The organism is Trinickia sp., from assembly GCF_036503415.1.
Lineage (GTDB): Bacteria > Pseudomonadota > Gammaproteobacteria > Burkholderiales > Burkholderiaceae > Trinickia.
On the sequence record NZ_DASXWY010000135.1, the window covers coordinates 19,609 to 36,593 of the forward strand.

The following is a 16,985-nucleotide window of genomic DNA, read 5'->3' on the forward strand; positions in this document are numbered from 1 at the left end:
TTCCGCGGAAAGACAAGCCACCATGACACGACTGCTGGTACTGCACGGCCCCAACTTGAACCTGCTCGGCATGCGAGAGCCGGGCGTGTACGGCAACGTGACGCTGCAGCAGATCGACGACGCGCTCGTCGAACGGGCCAAGCTTGCCGGGGTCGAGCTCGCCACCTTCCAGAGCAATCACGAAGGGCAGATCGTCGATCGCATCCATGCTGCCCGCGCGGAGGGCGTCGAATTCGTGATCATCAATCCGGCCGCCTACACCCATACGAGCGTCGCGATCCGCGATGCGCTCAAGGGCGTCGATATTCCATTCGTCGAGATTCACCTCTCGAACGTGCACCGGCGCGAGCCGTTCAGACATCACTCCTATTTCTCCGATGTGGCCGAGGGCGTCGTCTGCGGCTTCGGGTGGAAGGGATATCTGTACGCGCTCGAGTTTGCGCTCGACCGGCTCGCCGGCGGCCAGCGCAGCTGACTCTCAACAACACCAATCGGCGCGGGCTGCGGGCCGGCGCCTCATGCAACAAACAAGGGGATTCCCTATGGATCTACGTAAGCTGAAAACTTTGATCGACCTCGTCTCCGAATCGGGCATCTCCGAGCTCGAAGTGACCGAAGGCGAGGGCAAAGTCCGCATCGTCAAGAATGCGCCGCCGGTTTACGTTCAACCCTCCACCTCCTACAGCCCGCAGATGGCGGCGGCGCCCGCAGCCAGCGCCGCCCCCCTCGATGCCGCCGCCGCTCCGGCGCCGGTCGCCGCCCAACCGCAAGGCCACGTCGTCACGTCGCCGATGGTGGGCACGTTCTATCGCGCGCCTTCGCCGGGCGCTGCCGAGTTCGTCAAGATCGGCGATACCGTCAAGGAAGGCCAGACCCTTTGCATCATCGAAGCGATGAAGCTCATGAACGAGATAGAAAGCGACAAGGACGGCGTCGTCAAGGAAGTCCTGGCCGAAAACGGGCAGGCCGTCGAATACGGCCAACCGCTCTTCGTGATCGGCTGAAACCGGCAAGCCACGCGCGAGCCGCACGCCCCGCCGGCTGACGTCGTGCGCCACGCTCGCCCCTCCGGCCGCCGCATTCCCCATGAGGCGCGCACGGCGCCCATTGAAGAGTCCAACCATCGCCATGTTTGAAAAAATTCTCATTGCCAATCGCGGCGAAATCGCTCTGCGCATCCAGCGCGCGTGCCGCGAACTGGGCATCAAGACGGTTGTCGCCTACTCCGAGGCGGACAGGGAAGCGAAGTACGTGAAGCTCGCCGACGAGGCCGTCTGCATCGGCCCCGCACCGTCGCCCCAGAGCTATCTGAATATGCCGGCGCTCATCAGCGCGGCCGAGGTGACCGACGCCGAAGCCATCCACCCGGGGTACGGATTCCTGTCGGAGAACGCGGATTTCGCCGAGCGCGTCGAGCAATCGGGCTTCACATTCATCGGCCCGCGCCCCGAAACCATCCGCATGATGGGCGACAAGGTCATCGCCAAACAAACGATGATCAAAACGGGGGTGCCCTGCGTGCCCGGATCGGAAGGCGCACTGCCCGACGACCCGAAAGAGATCGTCAAGATCGGGCGCGCGGTCGGCTATCCCGTCATCATCAAGGCCGCGGGCGGCGGCGGCGGGCGCGGCATGCGCGTCGTGCATACCGAAGCCGCGCTGGTGAACGCCGTAAATACGACCCGCGAGGAAGCCGGCCGCGCGTTCGGCAACCCGCAGGTCTACATGGAGAAGTTTCTCGAGAATCCGCGTCACATCGAAATCCAGGTGCTCGCCGATTCGTTCAGGAACGCCGTCTGGCTCGGCGAGCGCGACTGCTCCATGCAACGCCGCCATCAAAAAGTGATCGAAGAAGCGCCGGCGCCGAACATCGCGCGCCGCCTCATCGATCGGATCGGCGATCGCTGCGCGGACGCCTGCAAAAAGATGGGCTATCTGGGCGCCGGCACGTTCGAGTTCCTCTATGAGAACGGCGAGTTCTACTTCATCGAAATGAATACGCGCGTTCAGGTCGAGCATCCGGTCACGGAACTCATCACCGGAATCGACATCGTTCAGGAACAGATTCGCGTCGCCGCGGGCGAGAAGCTCACGTTCCGCCAGCGCGATATCGTTTTTCGCGGCCATGCGATCGAATGCCGGATCAATGCGGAAGACCCGTTCAAGTTCACACCGTCGCCGGGCCGCATCACCTCGTGGCACGTGCCCGGCGGGCCGGGCATTCGCGTCGATTCGCACGCCTACAATGGCTATTTCGTTCCGCCGAACTATGATTCGATGATCGGCAAGCTGATCGCCTACGGCGCGACCCGTGAGCAGGCCATTCGCCGCATGCGCATCGCGCTGTCGGAGATGGTCGTCGAGGGCATTCAGACGAACATTCCGCTGCATCGCGAACTGATGTTCGACCGCGGCTTCGTCGAAGGCGGCACGAGCATCCATTATCTCGAACACCGCCTCGCGGAAAAGCAGCAGGCTGCGCCGGAAGAAGCGTGAGCGGCGACGCCCTCATCGGGAATGATACTGAGATGGCCTACCGGGAACTGATCGTCGAGCTCGATCGCGCACAAGCGGAGGGATACTCCGACGCGCTGATCGATCTCGGCGCGCTATCGGTGTCGGTCGAAGACGCCGATGCCGATACGCCCGACGAGCAGCCGCTTTTCGGCGAACCGGGCCTCACCCCGCAGCGCACCGCGTGGCAGCGCTCACGCGTGGTCGCGCTGCTTGCACCCGAACACGATCCCGCCGTGCTGGCCACAGCCGCGGCGAATGTGCTCGCGCTGGCTACCGTGCCGCATTTCGATGTCCGTGAAGTCGAGGACCAGGATTGGGTACGGCTCACACAGTCGCAATTCGAACCGATCGCCATCGGCGAGCGCATCTGGGTCGTGCCGTCGTGGCACGCGGCGCCCGATCCGAACGCGCTCATACTCGAACTCGACCCCGGCCTGGCGTTCGGCACGGGCAGCCACCCCACGACACGGCTTTGCATGGAATGGATCGAGCAATCGGTGACGCTCGGCCAGTCCCTGCTCGACTACGGCTGCGGCTCGGGTATTCTCGCGATCCTCGCCAAAAAATGTGGCGCGGATCCGGTCTTCGGCATCGATATCGACCCGCAAGCCGTCGAATCGGCGCGGGACAACAGCGCGCGCAATCGGGCCGATGTCACGTTCGCGTTGCCCGATGCCTGCCCTGCCCAAGCATTCGATATCGTCGTCGCGAATATTCTCTCCAACCCGCTCAAGCTGATGGCGTCCATGCTTGCGTCGAAGGTCAAACCGGGTGGCCGGCTCGCGCTTTCGGGCGTGCTGGCGCGACAAGCCGATGAAGTTGCCGCCGCGTATGCGCCGTGGCTCGAACTCGGCGTCTGGCGCGAACTCGACGGCTGGGTTTGTCTGACCGGAACCCGCGACGTATCGGGGGTACGCCGGGAAAGCCTTTAGAATAGCGTATCGATCCACGCACCGGTCCTTGCGGCCGGCCAAGCTCCATTATGGTTCTTGCCACCCGCTGTCCCCACTGCGAAACGGTCTTCCGCGTACAGGACGCACAGCTCGCCCGCTCCCACGGACGCGTGCGTTGCGGGCATTGCCAGGAAGTATTCGACGCATCGCAAAACCTGCTCGGTCCCGCGGCCGGCTCGGAAACCAGCGAGCACGCGCCCGCTGAGGCCTCGCCCGAACGGCAACCGCAGGAGCCACCGGCTGAGACGCCGGCTCCCGCCCAGGCAGCGCCCGCGCACGCGACCGAACCCGAGGCCGGCTTCGAAGCGGCCGCTGTGGCGCCAGAGATTCCATCGGCCGAGACGCCGGCCGAAACGACGATCGAAGTCCCCACCGCACCGCTCGCTGTTCACGAAACGCACGAAACGCCGGATCTTGGCCATCGGATGAATTCCGTGCCGCATGAGGTGCCGTTGGGCGAGCATCGTGAACCGACGCTCTCGCCTCTGTCCGAATCCGTTGCCGAGCCGCAGCATGAACCGCTGCGCAACGAAGCCCCGCACGACGAGCCCCATCGGGAACCGCCGCATCGCGCCGAGCCCGAATCGCCCAGCCCCCCGCCCGATGACGAGCCGCGATTCGCACCCCATGAGCCGGCTGTCCCGCGATGGGAGGCCGATCCGGAACCGCGCTTTCGCATTCCGCCGCATGCCGAGCCCGGCCCGTCGCACACCGCGTCCGTTGCCGAGGGCTTCGGGATACCGAGCGCAACACCAGCCGATGGGGGCCCGCATTTCGCCGTGACACGGGAGAGGCGCGCGAATGCCCCGCGGCACTTTTTGCGCGGCGTCCTCGGTACGTTGCTGTCTCTCACACTCGCGGTGCTGCTCGTCGCGCAGCTTGCCTGGTGGCAACGCGAAACCGTGATGGTCTATTGGCCCGGATCGCAGCCGCTGTTCGTCCGGGTATGCGCGCAGTTCGGTTGCCTGATTTCGCCACCGCGCGACATCGATGGCCTGCAAGTCGAGGCCTCGGACTTGCGCCAGATCGACGGCCCGCACAAACTCGAATTGCGCGTGCCTTTGCGCAACCGTTACAGCGTCGCGCTCGCGTATCCGGCCATCGAGCTGACGCTCTTCGACGCGAAGAACGAGGTCGCGATCCGGCGCGTATTATGGCCACAAGACTATCTGCCACCCGGCACGACGCTCGCGAACGGCTTGCCGCCGCGCACCTCGCAAACGATGATCGTGCGGCTCGATAGCGGCAACGCCATCGCCACGAACTTCCGCGTGCAGATTTTCTACCCGTAGTAGGACAACCGCGGGCCAGCCGGCGCGAGGCCGGTCGGCCCTTTAGTCGCAACCGCGATAACCCGAGTCGAATTTCCGGAGCACAACATGAGTCAAGTTACGCTGGGCGGCAACGCCATCGAAGTCGGCGGCACGTTTCCGTCGGTGGGCCAAAAGGCGCCCGAATTCTCGCTGGTCGGCAAGGATCTGAAGCCGGTCACGCTGGCCGATTTCGCCGGCAAGCGCAAAGTGCTGAACATCGTCCCGAGCCTCGACACGCCCACCTGCGCGACCTCCACGCGCAAGTTCAACGAAGCCGCGGCGAAGCTCGCCAATACCGCCGTGATCGTCGTGTCGGGCGATCTGCCGTTCGCCGCAACGCGCTTTTGCACGACCGAAGGCATCGAGAACGTCGTCACCGCATCGACGTTCCGCACGCCGGCGTTCGCACAGGCGTACGGGGTCGATATCAAGAGCGGGCCGCTTGCCGGATTGACGGCGCGCGCGGTCGTCGTCATCGACGAGAACGACAAAGTCGTGCACGCGCAGTTGGTCGAGGAAATCAAGAACGAGCCGAACTACGACGCGGCCCTCGGTGCTTTGAAGTAACAGGCCCGTGCATTGATGGACGCAGCGCCGCGCAGTAAAAGCGCGGCGCTTTGTCATGGTGCACTGCCGACAGACCCATCTTTCGACCCAACGAGGAACTTCTGCCTTGGCTACGCTGATCTGCGGCTCGCTCGCCTACGACAACATCATGACTTTCCAGGGGAGATTTCGCGACCACATCCTCCCCGAGCAGGTCCATATCCTGAACGTCAGCTTTCTCGTGCCCACGATGCGCCGGGAATTCGGCGGCTGCGCGGGCAACATCGCCTATGCGCTGAACCTTCTGGGCGGTGACGCGCGCATCATGGCGACGCTCGGCGCAATGGATGCGCAACCGTATCTCGATCGCTTCGCGAGCCTCGGCCTTGCAACGGATCATGTCCGTATCGTGCCGGACGCCTACTGTGCGCAGGCGATGATTACGACGGACCTGGACAACAACCAGATCACCGCGTTTCATCCGGGCGCGATGATGCAGTCGCACCTGAATCGCGCCGACGAAGCGCCCGGCGTCCGCCTTGCGATCGTCGCACCGGATGGCTTCGAGGGGATGGTCCAGCACACGGAGAAACTGGCGGCCGCCGGCATCCCGTTCATCTTCGATCCAGGTCAGGGCCTGCCGCTCTTCACGGGCGAGGCACTGCGGCGCGCCATTGAACTCGCGACATACGTCGCAGTCAATGACTACGAAGCGAAGCTGGTCTGCAACAAGACGGGCTGGACGCTCGACGACATTGCCAGCCGCGTTGACGCGCTCATCGTGACCTACGGTGAAAACGGCGCGCACATCCATCATTCCGGAATCCGTGAAACCGTTCCGGTCGTCGCGGCGGCACGCGTCGTCGATCCGACCGGCTGCGGGGATGCGTTTCGCGGCGGCTTGCTATACGGCATCGAACGTGGCTTCGATTGGGCCACGACGGGTCGCTTGGCAAGTCTCATGGGCTCGCTCAAAATTGAACATTCGGGCCCGCAAACCTACGCGCCATCGCGCGATGAGATCAGTGAGCGGTTCGAGCAGGCGTTCGGTTACCGCCTGCCGTAATACTTCGAGGAGCAAAACAAAATGAAAACATCGGCTCGTGTGGCATTCGCCACGGTGCTCGTCAGCGCACTGGCGATGACGGGGTGCGCCTATAACAGCAGCTCGGCCGACGTCTACACCGCCGGCCAGGCGCAGCGCGAGCAAACCGTGCGCATGGGTACCGTCGAAAGCGTCAGGGGCGTGACGATCAGCTCCAACAACGGCCAGCCGACCGGAATCGGCGCACTCGGTGGCGGTGCTGCCGGCGCGGTCGCGGGCAGCACGATCGGCGGCGGAAAGGGGTCGATTCTCGCAGCCATTGCCGGCGGTCTCGTCGGCGCGGTCGCGGGCAATGCCGTCGAGAATGGCGTCGCCAAGCGTTCCGGGGTAGAGATCACCGTCCGGCTCGACAACGGCGACTTGCGCGCCATCACGCAAAGCGCGACCGGCGAAATCTTCCAAGCGGGAGATCGCGTGCGGCTGCTTTCGAGCGGCGGCGTAACGCGCGTCACCCACTGAGCCGCGCGCGTCGGCGGCGCACCTGGGCTGTCGCAGAGTGCGACGGGCGGATGCGATGCTCGGACGCTGCATAAAAAAACCCGTCACCGGTAGCTGGTGACGGGTTTTTAACTGCATGGCCGCGACAACCCCGCCGCGGCCGCGCTTTCCTGCAACGACGCTTACGGACGCGAGCCCGTCGGGAACGGCCAAGCCGCAGCCGGGTTCAGTGCCGTCTTGACGCCCGGCGCGGCCGGCGAGGCAGCGGGCGCCGCAGGGGCAGCAGGCGTAGCAGGCGCAGCCTTCTTCGCGGCAGCCTTCTTCGCAGGGGCAGCCTTCTTCGCAGCGGCCTTCTTCGCAGGGGCAGCCTTCTTGGCGGCGGTCTTCTTCGCAGCGGCCTTCTTCGCAGGCGCGGCCTTCTTCGCAGCGGTTTTCTTGGCGGCAGCCTTCTTCGCAGGCGCAGCCTTCTTCGCCGCGGTCTTCTTTGCAGCGACCTTCTTCGCCGGAGCGGCCTTCTTCGCAGCGGCCTTCTTCGCCGGAGCTGCCTTCTTCGCTACGGTCTTCTTCGCCGCGACTTTCTTCGCTGCAACCTTCTTGGCCGGAGCTGCCTTCTTCGCAGCGGCCTTCTTCGCCGGAGCAGCCTTCTTCGCTACCGTCTTCTTCGCCGCGACCTTCTTCACTGCAACCTTCTTGGCCGGAGCCGCCTTCTTCGCAGCGGTCTTCTTCGCCGGAGCAGCTTTCTTTGCAGCGGGTTTCTTCTTGGCAGTTGCCATTGTTTTCTCCTTCAGGTTTCGAGAGTCAATTTGAACTACACCTCATCAAAACCCGCTTCCCGCTGCGCGCCGGTCAGGGCGCGCGCTGCGAAGCGGGCTATTCATCGGCGTACGCGAATGCAGCGCGCTTACGCTAATGAATACGGCAAGGCGTGCCGTGCCCGACGGCACAGCACGCCCAATCAAGTCGGCAACGCAGCGCACCGCGCTCGCGCCTGCCGGCAATCGCTTGAGTCGAGCTGACGGCCGCGCGGCCGCCAGCTTTTTCGAGGGGTAGTTCGCCCGTCCCACTGAAGGGTTCGCAAAGTGCCTATCATGTTTGTGGGCGGACCTGCCGCCGGGCACGCTCTGCATCAGGCGTTCTTGCTCCTAACCATATCCGCCGCGGTTCGCGCCGCGGCCACCCCAGCCAATCGTTTCGCGAGCGTTTCCTGTCATTCCCAGGAAAGCGCTCCGCCAGTTTGATATTCGATGACACGCGTCTCGAAGAAGTTGCGCTCCTTCTTCAGGTCGATCATCTCGCTCATCCACGGGAACGGGTTTTCCTCATTCGGGAACAGCGGATCGAGGCCGATCTGCTGGCACCGCCGATTGCAGATGAAGCGCAAGTAACTCTTGAACATCGAGGCGTTCAGTCCCAGCACGCCGCGCGGCATCGTGTCTTCCGCGTAGCGATACTCGAGATCGACCGCATGCCGGAACACCGCGCGGATCTCCTCGCGAAATGCCGGGGTCCACAAGTGCGGGTTCTCGAGCTTGATCTGGTTGATGAGGTCGATACCGAAGTTGCAGTGCATCGACTCGTCACGCAGGATGTACTGATATTGCTCCGCAGCACCCGTCATCTTGTTCTGCCGGCCGAGCGCAAGAATTTGCGTAAACCCGACGTAGAAGAAGAGCCCTTCCATCACACAGGCAAAGACGATCAGCGACTTGAGCAGTTGCTGATCCGCTTCGAGGGTGCCCGTCTTGAAGGCCGGATCGGTCAGCGTATGGATGAACGGGATCAGGAATTCGTCCTTGTCCCGGATCGACTTAACCTCGTGATAGGCATTGAAGATTTCGCCTTCATCGAGACCCAGCGATTCGACGATGTACTGGTATGCGTGGGTGTGGATCGCTTCTTCGAACGCCTGGCGCAGCAGGAACTGCCGGCACTCCGGTGCCGTGATGTGCCGGTAGGTGCCGAGCACGATGTTGTTCGCTGCCAGGGAGTCCGCCGTCACGAAGAAGCCGAGATTGCGCTTGACGACGCGGCGCTCGTCCTCGGTCAACCCGTTCGGATCCTTCCACAGGGCGATGTCGCGGGACATGTTGATTTCCTGCGGCATCCAATGATTCGCGCAGCCGGCCAGGTACTTCTCCCAAGCCCACTTGTACTTGAACGGCACGAGCTGATTGACGTCTGTCTTGCCGTTGATGATGCGCTTGTCGGCCACGTTCACGCGCGCTTCGGGCTCAGGAGCCGGCGCGGCTTCGGCCGTCACATAGGGGGCGACCGCGATATCGCCCGCGAAGATGTCTTGCGCCAACGGAGCCTGCGTCGCGCGATGCGACGCTGCTTGCGTTCCGACAACCGGCCCTGCGGGGTTGCGCAACGCATTCGCTTGCGAACCGCTCGAGGGAGTTACGGCAGTCGTCTCGTCATCCCAGTTGAGCATAAATTCTCACCATCAATTTAGAACGGTTTGTACCATCTTTTCACGAGCGATAAAAGGGTTCGCTCATGAAAATTCCTGTTTTCGATTCACGCTGCGACCTGCATACAACACTTTGATCGATGCCTCGGACAGTCGAGCACGCTCGATGACTCGACGATGCATGTGCTCAGTTCGATTTCTTCTCTCTCAGATGTGCAGCATCGTCGATGCCTGCTCTCGATTCGCGCCGCTCGCCAAGCCGAGCGAGCAGCGCGTCGATGCCGGCCGTTGTCCTTGCTACTGACAAGCCTCGCACTCATCGAAGCCCGGGTCGCCCGGACGCATCATGCATACGGGACCATCGGCTTGAGGCTCTACCGCCACTGCCGCCGCCGCATCGAGACCGCCCGAGGTCGAACCCGTCGCGCCGCCCATGGCACCGCCGCTCGCACCGAAGCCGCCCGCCGCGCCACCGCCGCCGAGGCCACCGTCGTTCGACGGCACCGCGTTGAGCGCGCCATGCGCGACCGTCGACTTCTCGACGTGCGTTGCTGCCATCGTTCGCAGGTAATAAGTAGTCTTGAGGCCCCTCACCCACGCCAGCTTGTAGACCTCGTCGAGCTTCTTGCCCGACGCGCCGCCCATGTAGATATTGAGCGACTGCGCCTGGTCGATCCACTTCTGCCGGCGCGCGGCCGCCTCGACGAGCCACTTCGGATCGACTTCGAACGCCGTCGCGTAGATGGCGCGCAGATCGGCCGGGACGCGATCGATGCGTGAAAGCGTGCCGTCGAAGTACTTCAGATCGGCGACCATGACCTCGTCCCAGAGGTTGCGAGCCTTCAGATCGCGCACGAGGTAGTCGTTCACGACCGTGAATTCACCCGACAGATTCGACTTCACATAAAGATTCTGGAAAGTCGGCTCGATACAGGCCGACACGCCGATGATGTTCGAGATCGTCGCCGTCGGCGCGATCGCCACGCAGTTCGAGTTGCGCATGCCATGGGTGGCGATGCGCGAGCGCAGCGTCGTCCAATCCATCGATTCGCTCGAATCGATCTCGACATAGCCGCCGCGCGCCTCGGCCAGCAGCTTCAACGTATCCTGCGGAAGAATGCCGCGATCCCAGAGCGAGCCGCGGTAGCTCGAGTAGCGGCCGCGCTCCTCGGCCAGCTCCGTCGACGCGTAGTAGGCGTAGTAGCAGACGGCTTCCATCGAGCGGTCGGCAAACTCGACCGCGGCGTCGGACGCGTACGGCGTACGCAGCAGGTGCAGGCAGTCCTGGAAACCCATGATGCCGAGACCGACCGGCCGGTGCTTGAGGTTCGAATTGCGCGCCTTCGGCACCGCGTAATAATTGATGTCGATGACGTTGTCGAGCATGCGCATCGCCACACTCACCGTGCGCTTGAGCTTGTCATGGTCGAGCAGATAGCTGCCGTCGGGCTGCCGGGTCATGTGCGCGACGAGGTTCACCGAGCCGAGATTGCACACGGCGATCTCGGTGTCGCTCGTGTTCAGCGTGATCTCGGTGCACAGGTTCGACGAATGGACGACACCGACGTGCTGCTGCGGCGAGCGCAAATTGCAAGGGTCCTTGAACGTAATCCAGGGATGCCCGGTCTCGAACAGCATGCCGAGCATCTTGCGCCAGAGTTGCGCCGCCGGGATGCGCTTGAAGAGCTTGATCTCGCCACGCGCGACCTTGTCTTCGTAAGCCGTATAAGCCGCCTCGAACTCGGTGCCGAATTTGTCGTGCAGATCGGGGCAGGTGGACGGCGAAAAGAGCGTCCAGTCGCCGCCTTCCATGACCCGCTTCATGAACAGGTCGGGAATCCAGTTCGCCGTGTTCATATCGTGCGTGCGGCGGCGGTCGTCGCCGGTGTTCTTGCGCAGCTCGAGGAATTCCTCGATGTCGAGGTGCCACGACTCCAGGTAGGCGCACACCGCACCCTTGCGCTTGCCGCCCTGATTGACCGCCACCGCCGTATCGTTGACGACCTTCAGGAACGGCACGACGCCCTGCGACTTGCCGTTGGTACCCTTGATATGCGAGCCGAGCGCGCGCACGCGCGTCCAGTCGTTGCCGAGGCCGCCCGCGAACTTCGAGAGCAGCGCGTTTTCCTTGAGCGCTTCGTAAATGCCGTCGAGGTCGTCCGCAACCGTCGTCAGATAGCACGACGAAAGCTGCGAGCGGCGCGTGCCCGAGTTGAAGAGCGTCGGCGTCGAGCTCATGAAGTCGAACGTCGAGAGTACGTCGTAGAACTCGATGGCGCGCGCTTCGCGATCGATTTCGTTCAGCGCCAGGCCCATTGCCACGCGCATAAAGAATGCCTGCGGCATTTCGATTCGCGTGCCATCGACGTGCAGGAAGTAGCGGTCGTACAGCGTTTGCAAGCCCAGGTAGCCGAACTGCAGGTCGCGGCTCGCGTCGAGCGCGGCGCCGAGGCGCTTCATATCGAACTGCTGCAGCTTTTCGTCGAGCAGCTCGGCCTCGATGCCGCGCTTGATGAACTGCGGGAAATATTCGGCGTAGCGCTCGCTCATTTCGCGTTGCGTCACTTCCTCGCCGAGAATTTCGCGGCGGATCGTGTGCAGCAGGATGCGTGCCGTGACCTGGCTGTAGGCCGGGTCCTTTTCGATCATCGTGCGCGCCGCGAGAATCGCCGAGTCGTAGACCTGGCTCATCGGCACGCCGTCATAGAGGTTCTTGACCGTCTCGGCCACGATCGGCTCGGCGCTCACCGCATCGCCGAGATGCTCGCAGGCCGACTCGATCACCCCCGTCAGCGCCTTCATGTCGAGCGGGCGGCTGATGCCGTTGTCGACGACGTTGAGCCCCGACGATTGCACGGCCTCTTCGTGCTCCTGCGCGCGTTCCTGAGTGCGCTTTTCGCGATAAAGGACGTAGGCGCGGGCGACGTTGTGCTCGCCGCCGCGCATGAGGGCCAGTTCGACCTGGTCCTGGATGTCCTCGATATGGAACGTGCCGCCGTTCGGACGGCTGCGCAGCAACGCGCGCACCACGCTCTGCGTGAGTTGCTCGACGAGTTCGCGCACGCGCGCCGATGCGGCGCCCTGCCCACCGTTGACGGCGAGGAAGGCTTTCGTCACGGCGATCGCGATTTTGGACGGCTCGAACGACACGACGCTGCCATTGCGGCGGATCACCTTGTAATCGGCGAACGTCGCCTGAGGCGCAAGCGGCTGCGGATGGCCTGCCTGTCCACCGACGGGGCGGCCCGTTGCCGCGCCCTGCTGGCTCGTCATGTTGTCGGTCGTTTGCATGTGCAAAGCTCCTGATCTTCGATGTGCGGACATGCCGCGGATTGGAACAACCGCCGCGCTACCCCGAGCGCGAACGATGAGGTGCGGGAATGGAAGAGACGCAATTCGGCTGCCGAGAGCCGACACGACGCGCAATGGACGATGGCCTTCTTCATTGTTCTAGCCATGTGAACGCCTCTTTCCCCGAAAGGGTGGCGGGCCCGGAAACGATGTCCGGTACCCACCGCCCGCGTCTTTTGCAACGCTTCGAGCGCTGCGGCGCTTTACCCCGATCGAAAGCACCGCCGGCGCGCCGACACAACATATTGTGAATTTCAGCGTCGACCACACCAAGTATAGTAGACCGATGGGCCAACTCAAAAAGGTTTATTTGGCGCGCGACACTTGACTTTTGATTATTCGAGACAGGGCAAGGGCTTGGGCAAAACGCAAGAGGGGCGCGGGTTTCGGCACCATCGGAAGGTGCTTTGTCCGCACGCGCTCAGCGATGCCGGTAGGGGAAATACCGATCGGCGAGACCGGCCTCGCGAGCCAATCGGTCCCAATCGAAATACGGTCCCGGGTCCGTCTTTCGGCCTGGCGCGATGTCGGCGTGACCGGCCAGCGCATCGATGGGATAGCGCGCCGCGAGCGCTCTCACCAGCTCGGCGAGCGTCTCGTACTGCGGCGGCTCGAAGCAGAGATCGTCCGTGCCCTCCAGCTCGATGCCGATGGAAAAATCGTTGCAGCGCGGCCGCCCGAAAAAGTCCGACGCTCCCGCATGCCACGCGCGCGCCTCGCAGGATACGAACTGCTCGAGCGCGCCACTGCGCGCGATCAGGAAATGCGAGGATACGCGCAGCCCACGCAGGTGTTCGTCGAAATACGGGTGCGCCGAGCAGTCGAGCCGGTTCTGAAACAGTTCGGTAATGGCGCTGCCGCCGAACTCGCCGGGCGGCAGACTGATGTTGTGGATGACGATGAGCGAAGGTGCGACGCCCTCGGGCCGCGCCTCGCAATTAGGCGACGGCGATATATGCGCCAAGCTGACCCAACCGTCCGTGTCGACGGCGACACGCTCACCGCGCATCCGCGTTCACCGTGTCCCCGCCGCGCGCGCAGTGTAGGGACGCGCATGTTCCGCACAGCAAAAGTACTGTTGGCCGACGAGGACCGACTCGCTCCTGGGCGCATGGACGCCGCAGGCCGCGCACCGTTCCACGGGCTCCGCGAGGGACGGCGTGTTTCGACGCCGCGCGCTGCGAGCGGAGGACGACGCGCCCCGCCCCGCATCGGCGCGCGCATTGCCGCGCGCCTGCCCCGCCCGTTGCAGTTTGACGAGCCAGCGAGCCGCCAGCACGAAGACAATGAGAAGTAGAAGTTGTCGCATCGGTCACACCACCGGGCGATGCAAAAGCACCTCGAAAACGAAACGGCTGCCGACATAGGCGAGCAGCAAAGCCGCGAATGACGCCAGCACCCACCGCAGCGCAGCACGTCCGCGCCACCCCGACACACGCCGCGCCGTCAACAGCGCACCGAACATCACCCATGAGAGCAACGCGAAGACGGTCTTGTGGTCGAGCGTGAGCGCGCGGTCGACGAGTTGCTCGCTAAAGAGAATGCCCGACAACAGCGTCAGCGTGAGCAGCACGAAACCCGCTGCGATCAGCCTGAACAGCAGCTTTTCGAGCGTCAGCAGCGCAGGCAAGGTATCGAGCCAGCTCGCAAGCCAGCCACCGGCCGCGTGCCGTTCGATGGAGCCGCGCATGGCGTGCAGCCGCCGTTCGGCGAACAGCATCAGTACCGCATGCAGCGCGGCGATCGCGAAGAGGCCATAAGCCACGTTCGCAATGATGAAATGCAATTTGAATAGCGGCGCGGCGGCGTACGGAAGTACGCGCACGCCGCCGAAAAAGAGCGGCAGCAAGGACGCAGCGGCGGCCAGCGGCAGCACCAGCAGGCGCAAACCGTCGAGCGGAAAGAAAAAGCTTTCGATCCAGTAAATGCCGGCGCCGAGCCAGAACATCGCCGACAGCGCGAAGGCGAAGCCGAACACCATCGCGTCGCGCGGGAAAATGGTCGTGTGCAGCAGCACCCCATGCACCACGAGCGCTACGCAAAGCAGGCCCCGTTCCGTCGGCGTCATGCCCGATGCCGCGGCGCGCAGCGAGCTGGCCCCCACGTGCGCGACGTTCGGGAACATCGCGGGAGCGCCGCCACGCCCGCCTGCCGCGACGGTGCGGTAAGCGCGCCAACCCGTTACGGCGAGGCCGCCGTACAAGAGTGCGGTGAGGGCATACAGTACAATGTCCATGTTCCGCAGTTTACACTAGCGGCCGCACCGGCTCGACCGGCCCGCACCGTTCACGTTCTGTTTTCCCGCCTCCCATGCTCGACACTCTCACTCAACGGATGGCGCGCGTCGTCAAGACGCTGCGCGGAGAAGCCCGCCTCACCGAAGCCAATACGCAGGACATGCTGCGCGAGGTACGCCTGGCCCTGCTCGAAGCCGACGTCGCACTGCCTGTCGTGCGCGATTTCGTCGCCAAGGTGAAAGAAAAGGCGCTCGGCGAAGACGTCGTCGGCAGTCTGTCGCCGGGCCAGGCGCTCGTCGGTGTCGTGCAGCGCGAGCTGACCGCAGTCATCGGTGGCGATTACGCCGGGCAGGCCGCCGAGCTCGATCTCGCCGTCACACCGCCCGCCGTCATTCTCATGGCCGGCCTGCAAGGCGCCGGCAAGACCACGACCGTCGGCAAGCTCGCCAAGCTGCTGCGCGAGCAGTACAAGAAGAAAGTGCTGACCGTCTCGTGCGACGTCTACCGGCCGGCCGCGATCGCGCAGTTGAAAACAGTCACCGAGCAAGTCGGCGCCGAATTCTTTCCCTCGCAGCCGGATCAAAAACCCGTCGACATCGCTGTTGCCGCCGTCGACTGGGCGAAGCGCCACTATCACGACGTCCTGATCGTCGATACGGCGGGCCGTCTCGGCATCGACGAAGCGATGATGCAGGAAATCTCCGCGCTGCACGCCGCGCTGAAGCCGGCGGAAACACTTTTCGTCGTCGATGCGATGCTGGGCCAGGACGCTGTCAACACGGCGAAGGCGTTCAACGACGCCCTGCCGCTGACAGGCGTCGTGCTCACGAAGCTGGACGGCGACTCACGCGGCGGCGCCGCGCTTTCGGTGCGCCACATCACCGGCAAGCCGATCAAGTTCGTCGGCGTGGCCGAAAAGCTGGACGGGCTCGAGATTTTCTATCCGGAGCGGATGGCGAACCGGATCCTCGGCATGGGCGACATTCTTGCGCTCGTGGAAGAGGCGCAGCGCAACGTCGACGTGAAAGCCGCCCAGAAGTTGGCGGACAAGGTCAAAAAGGGCGGCGACTTCGACCTCAACGATTTTCGCGCGCAGCTCTCGCAGATGAAGAACATGGGCGGGCTTTCGACGCTGATGGACAAGCTGCCGGCCCAGTTCCAGCAGGCGGCTGCCGGCGCCGACATGAGCCAGGCCGAAAAACAGATGCGCCGGATGGAAGGCATCATCAACTCGATGACCCCGCGCGAGCGCGCCAAGCCCGAGCTCATCAAGGCCACGCGCAAACGCCGCATCGCCGCGGGTGCGGGCGTCCAGGTGCAGGAGGTCAACCGCATGCTGAATCAATACGAGCAGATGCGCACGATGATGAAAAAGCTCAAAGGCGGCAACCTGCAGAAGATGATGCGCGGCATGAAGGGTATGCTGCCGGGTATGCGCTGAAGCCAGCGCTATGGGCAAACAGGTGGCATACGCCGCCATGCCGCACTATATATAGACGATAGACACCGCTCGTTCGACGCCACCATGAATCGCGAAGAAGCTTTCCATATCTTCAGCCACTCCGAAGAAATCGTCCCGGCCGACGAAGTGAGCGCCTCGATTGCGCGCATGGCCGAGGAGATGCGGGCCCAGATGAGCGACGATTTCCCGCTCGTGCTGTCGGTGATGGGCGGTGCCGCCGTCTTTACCGGCATGCTGCTGCCTCATCTCGACTTTCCCCTCGAGTTCGATTACATCCATCTCACGCGCTACCGCAACACCACGAAGGGCAGTGCCGAGATGCAATGGCGCGTCGCGCCGGCCGAATCGGTCAAAGACCGCGTCGTGCTCGTGCTCGACGACATCCTCGACGAAGGCGAAACGATGGCCGCGATCCGCGACCGCATCCTCGCGATGGGCGCGAAGCGGTTCATGAGCGCGGTGCTCTGCGAGAAGACCCTGCAAAAGAGCAAGCCGCTCTACCCTGACTTCTGTGGATTCAAAGTGCCCGATCGGTATGTGTTCGGCTGCGGCATGGATGCGCGCGGCTACTGGCGCAATCTGCCGGCCATTCGGGCGCTGACGGAAGGCGCCTGACGCGCTCGACGCTCCCCGCCAGCGTACACGGGCCC

General features: G+C 63.8%; 16 protein-coding genes and 1 pseudogene. 10 read left to right on the plus strand and 7 right to left on the minus strand.

Annotated features, from left to right (window positions below; genetic code table 11):
- Nucleotides 1-22: 22 nt before the first annotated feature.
- The 8 genes from aroQ (at nucleotide 23) to VGL01_RS17175 (ending at nucleotide 6,893) form a co-directional block, all read left to right on the plus strand.
- On the plus strand, nucleotides 23-475 hold the full coding sequence (gene aroQ, locus VGL01_RS17140) for a type II 3-dehydroquinate dehydratase (protein ID WP_331571386.1): 453 nt from the start codon (nucleotides 23-25) through the stop codon (nucleotides 473-475).
- Between the two features lie 67 nt (nucleotides 476-542).
- Nucleotides 543-1,004 carry an acetyl-CoA carboxylase biotin carboxyl carrier protein gene (gene accB / locus VGL01_RS17145; RefSeq protein WP_331571388.1) on the plus strand — a complete coding sequence of 154 codons (462 nt, stop codon included), beginning with the start codon at nucleotides 543-545 and terminating at the stop codon, nucleotides 1,002-1,004.
- Between the two features lie 124 nt (nucleotides 1,005-1,128).
- Nucleotides 1,129-2,496, plus strand: a complete 1,368-nt coding sequence (gene accC, locus VGL01_RS17150; protein ID WP_331571390.1) for an acetyl-CoA carboxylase biotin carboxylase subunit — start codon at nucleotides 1,129-1,131, stop codon at nucleotides 2,494-2,496.
- 32 nt (nucleotides 2,497-2,528) lie between these two features.
- The gene (gene prmA, locus VGL01_RS17155) at nucleotides 2,529-3,449 is read left to right on the plus strand and encodes a 50S ribosomal protein L11 methyltransferase (RefSeq protein WP_331571392.1); all 921 of its coding nucleotides are present in this window, start codon (nucleotides 2,529-2,531) and stop codon (nucleotides 3,447-3,449) included.
- A gap of 50 nt (nucleotides 3,450-3,499) precedes the next feature.
- Nucleotides 3,500-4,762 (plus strand): DUF3426 domain-containing protein, encoded by a 1,263-nt coding sequence (locus VGL01_RS17160; RefSeq protein ID WP_331571394.1) that lies wholly within the window; start codon nucleotides 3,500-3,502, stop codon nucleotides 4,760-4,762.
- Between the two features lie 87 nt (nucleotides 4,763-4,849).
- Nucleotides 4,850-5,350 (plus strand): thiol peroxidase, encoded by a 501-nt coding sequence (gene tpx / locus VGL01_RS17165; RefSeq protein WP_331571396.1) that lies wholly within the window; start codon nucleotides 4,850-4,852, stop codon nucleotides 5,348-5,350.
- 106 nt (nucleotides 5,351-5,456) lie between these two features.
- Complete coding sequence (locus tag VGL01_RS17170) at nucleotides 5,457-6,395, plus strand: carbohydrate kinase family protein (protein WP_331571398.1); 939 nt, start codon at nucleotides 5,457-5,459, stop codon at nucleotides 6,393-6,395.
- 21 nt (nucleotides 6,396-6,416) lie between these two features.
- A complete protein-coding gene (locus VGL01_RS17175; RefSeq protein WP_331571400.1) occupies nucleotides 6,417-6,893 on the plus strand; it encodes a glycine zipper 2TM domain-containing protein in 477 nt (158 codons plus the stop codon).
- A gap of 161 nt (nucleotides 6,894-7,054) precedes the next feature.
- Here VGL01_RS17175 and VGL01_RS26160 read toward each other — a convergent pair whose 3' ends face one another.
- From VGL01_RS26160 to VGL01_RS17210, 7 genes and pseudogenes are all read right to left on the minus strand, one after another.
- Complete coding sequence (locus VGL01_RS26160; RefSeq protein ID WP_414720286.1) at nucleotides 7,055-7,645, minus strand: histone H1-like DNA-binding protein; 591 nt, start codon at nucleotides 7,643-7,645, stop codon at nucleotides 7,055-7,057.
- Nucleotides 7,646-7,680: 35 nt separating this feature from the next.
- Nucleotides 7,681-7,999, minus strand: a pseudogene (locus VGL01_RS17185) (hypothetical protein).
- 80 nt (nucleotides 8,000-8,079) lie between these two features.
- Complete coding sequence (locus VGL01_RS17190; RefSeq protein ID WP_331571406.1) at nucleotides 8,080-9,306, minus strand: ribonucleotide-diphosphate reductase subunit beta; 1,227 nt, start codon at nucleotides 9,304-9,306, stop codon at nucleotides 8,080-8,082.
- Nucleotides 9,307-9,582: 276 nt separating this feature from the next.
- Nucleotides 9,583-12,576, minus strand: coding sequence for a ribonucleoside-diphosphate reductase subunit alpha (locus VGL01_RS17195; RefSeq protein ID WP_331571408.1), 2,994 nt, complete (start codon nucleotides 12,574-12,576; stop codon nucleotides 9,583-9,585).
- Nucleotides 12,577-13,057: 481 nt separating this feature from the next.
- A complete protein-coding gene (gene ampD / locus VGL01_RS17200) occupies nucleotides 13,058-13,645 on the minus strand; it encodes a 1,6-anhydro-N-acetylmuramyl-L-alanine amidase AmpD (protein ID WP_331571410.1) in 588 nt (195 codons plus the stop codon).
- Between the two features lie 6 nt (nucleotides 13,646-13,651).
- Complete coding sequence (locus VGL01_RS17205; protein ID WP_331571412.1) at nucleotides 13,652-13,945, minus strand: PP0621 family protein; 294 nt, start codon at nucleotides 13,943-13,945, stop codon at nucleotides 13,652-13,654.
- Nucleotides 13,946-13,948: 3 nt separating this feature from the next.
- Complete coding sequence (locus VGL01_RS17210) at nucleotides 13,949-14,872, minus strand: cytochrome C assembly family protein (RefSeq protein ID WP_331571414.1); 924 nt, start codon at nucleotides 14,870-14,872, stop codon at nucleotides 13,949-13,951.
- A gap of 74 nt (nucleotides 14,873-14,946) precedes the next feature.
- Between VGL01_RS17210 and ffh the strand changes: the two genes are divergently transcribed.
- Nucleotides 14,947-16,314 carry a signal recognition particle protein gene (ffh, locus tag VGL01_RS17215; RefSeq protein ID WP_331571416.1) on the plus strand — a complete coding sequence of 456 codons (1,368 nt, stop codon included), beginning with the start codon at nucleotides 14,947-14,949 and terminating at the stop codon, nucleotides 16,312-16,314.
- Nucleotides 16,315-16,398: 84 nt separating this feature from the next.
- Complete coding sequence (locus tag VGL01_RS17220; RefSeq protein WP_331571418.1) at nucleotides 16,399-16,950, plus strand: hypoxanthine-guanine phosphoribosyltransferase; 552 nt, start codon at nucleotides 16,399-16,401, stop codon at nucleotides 16,948-16,950.
- The last annotated feature ends 35 nt before the right edge of the window (nucleotides 16,951-16,985 follow it).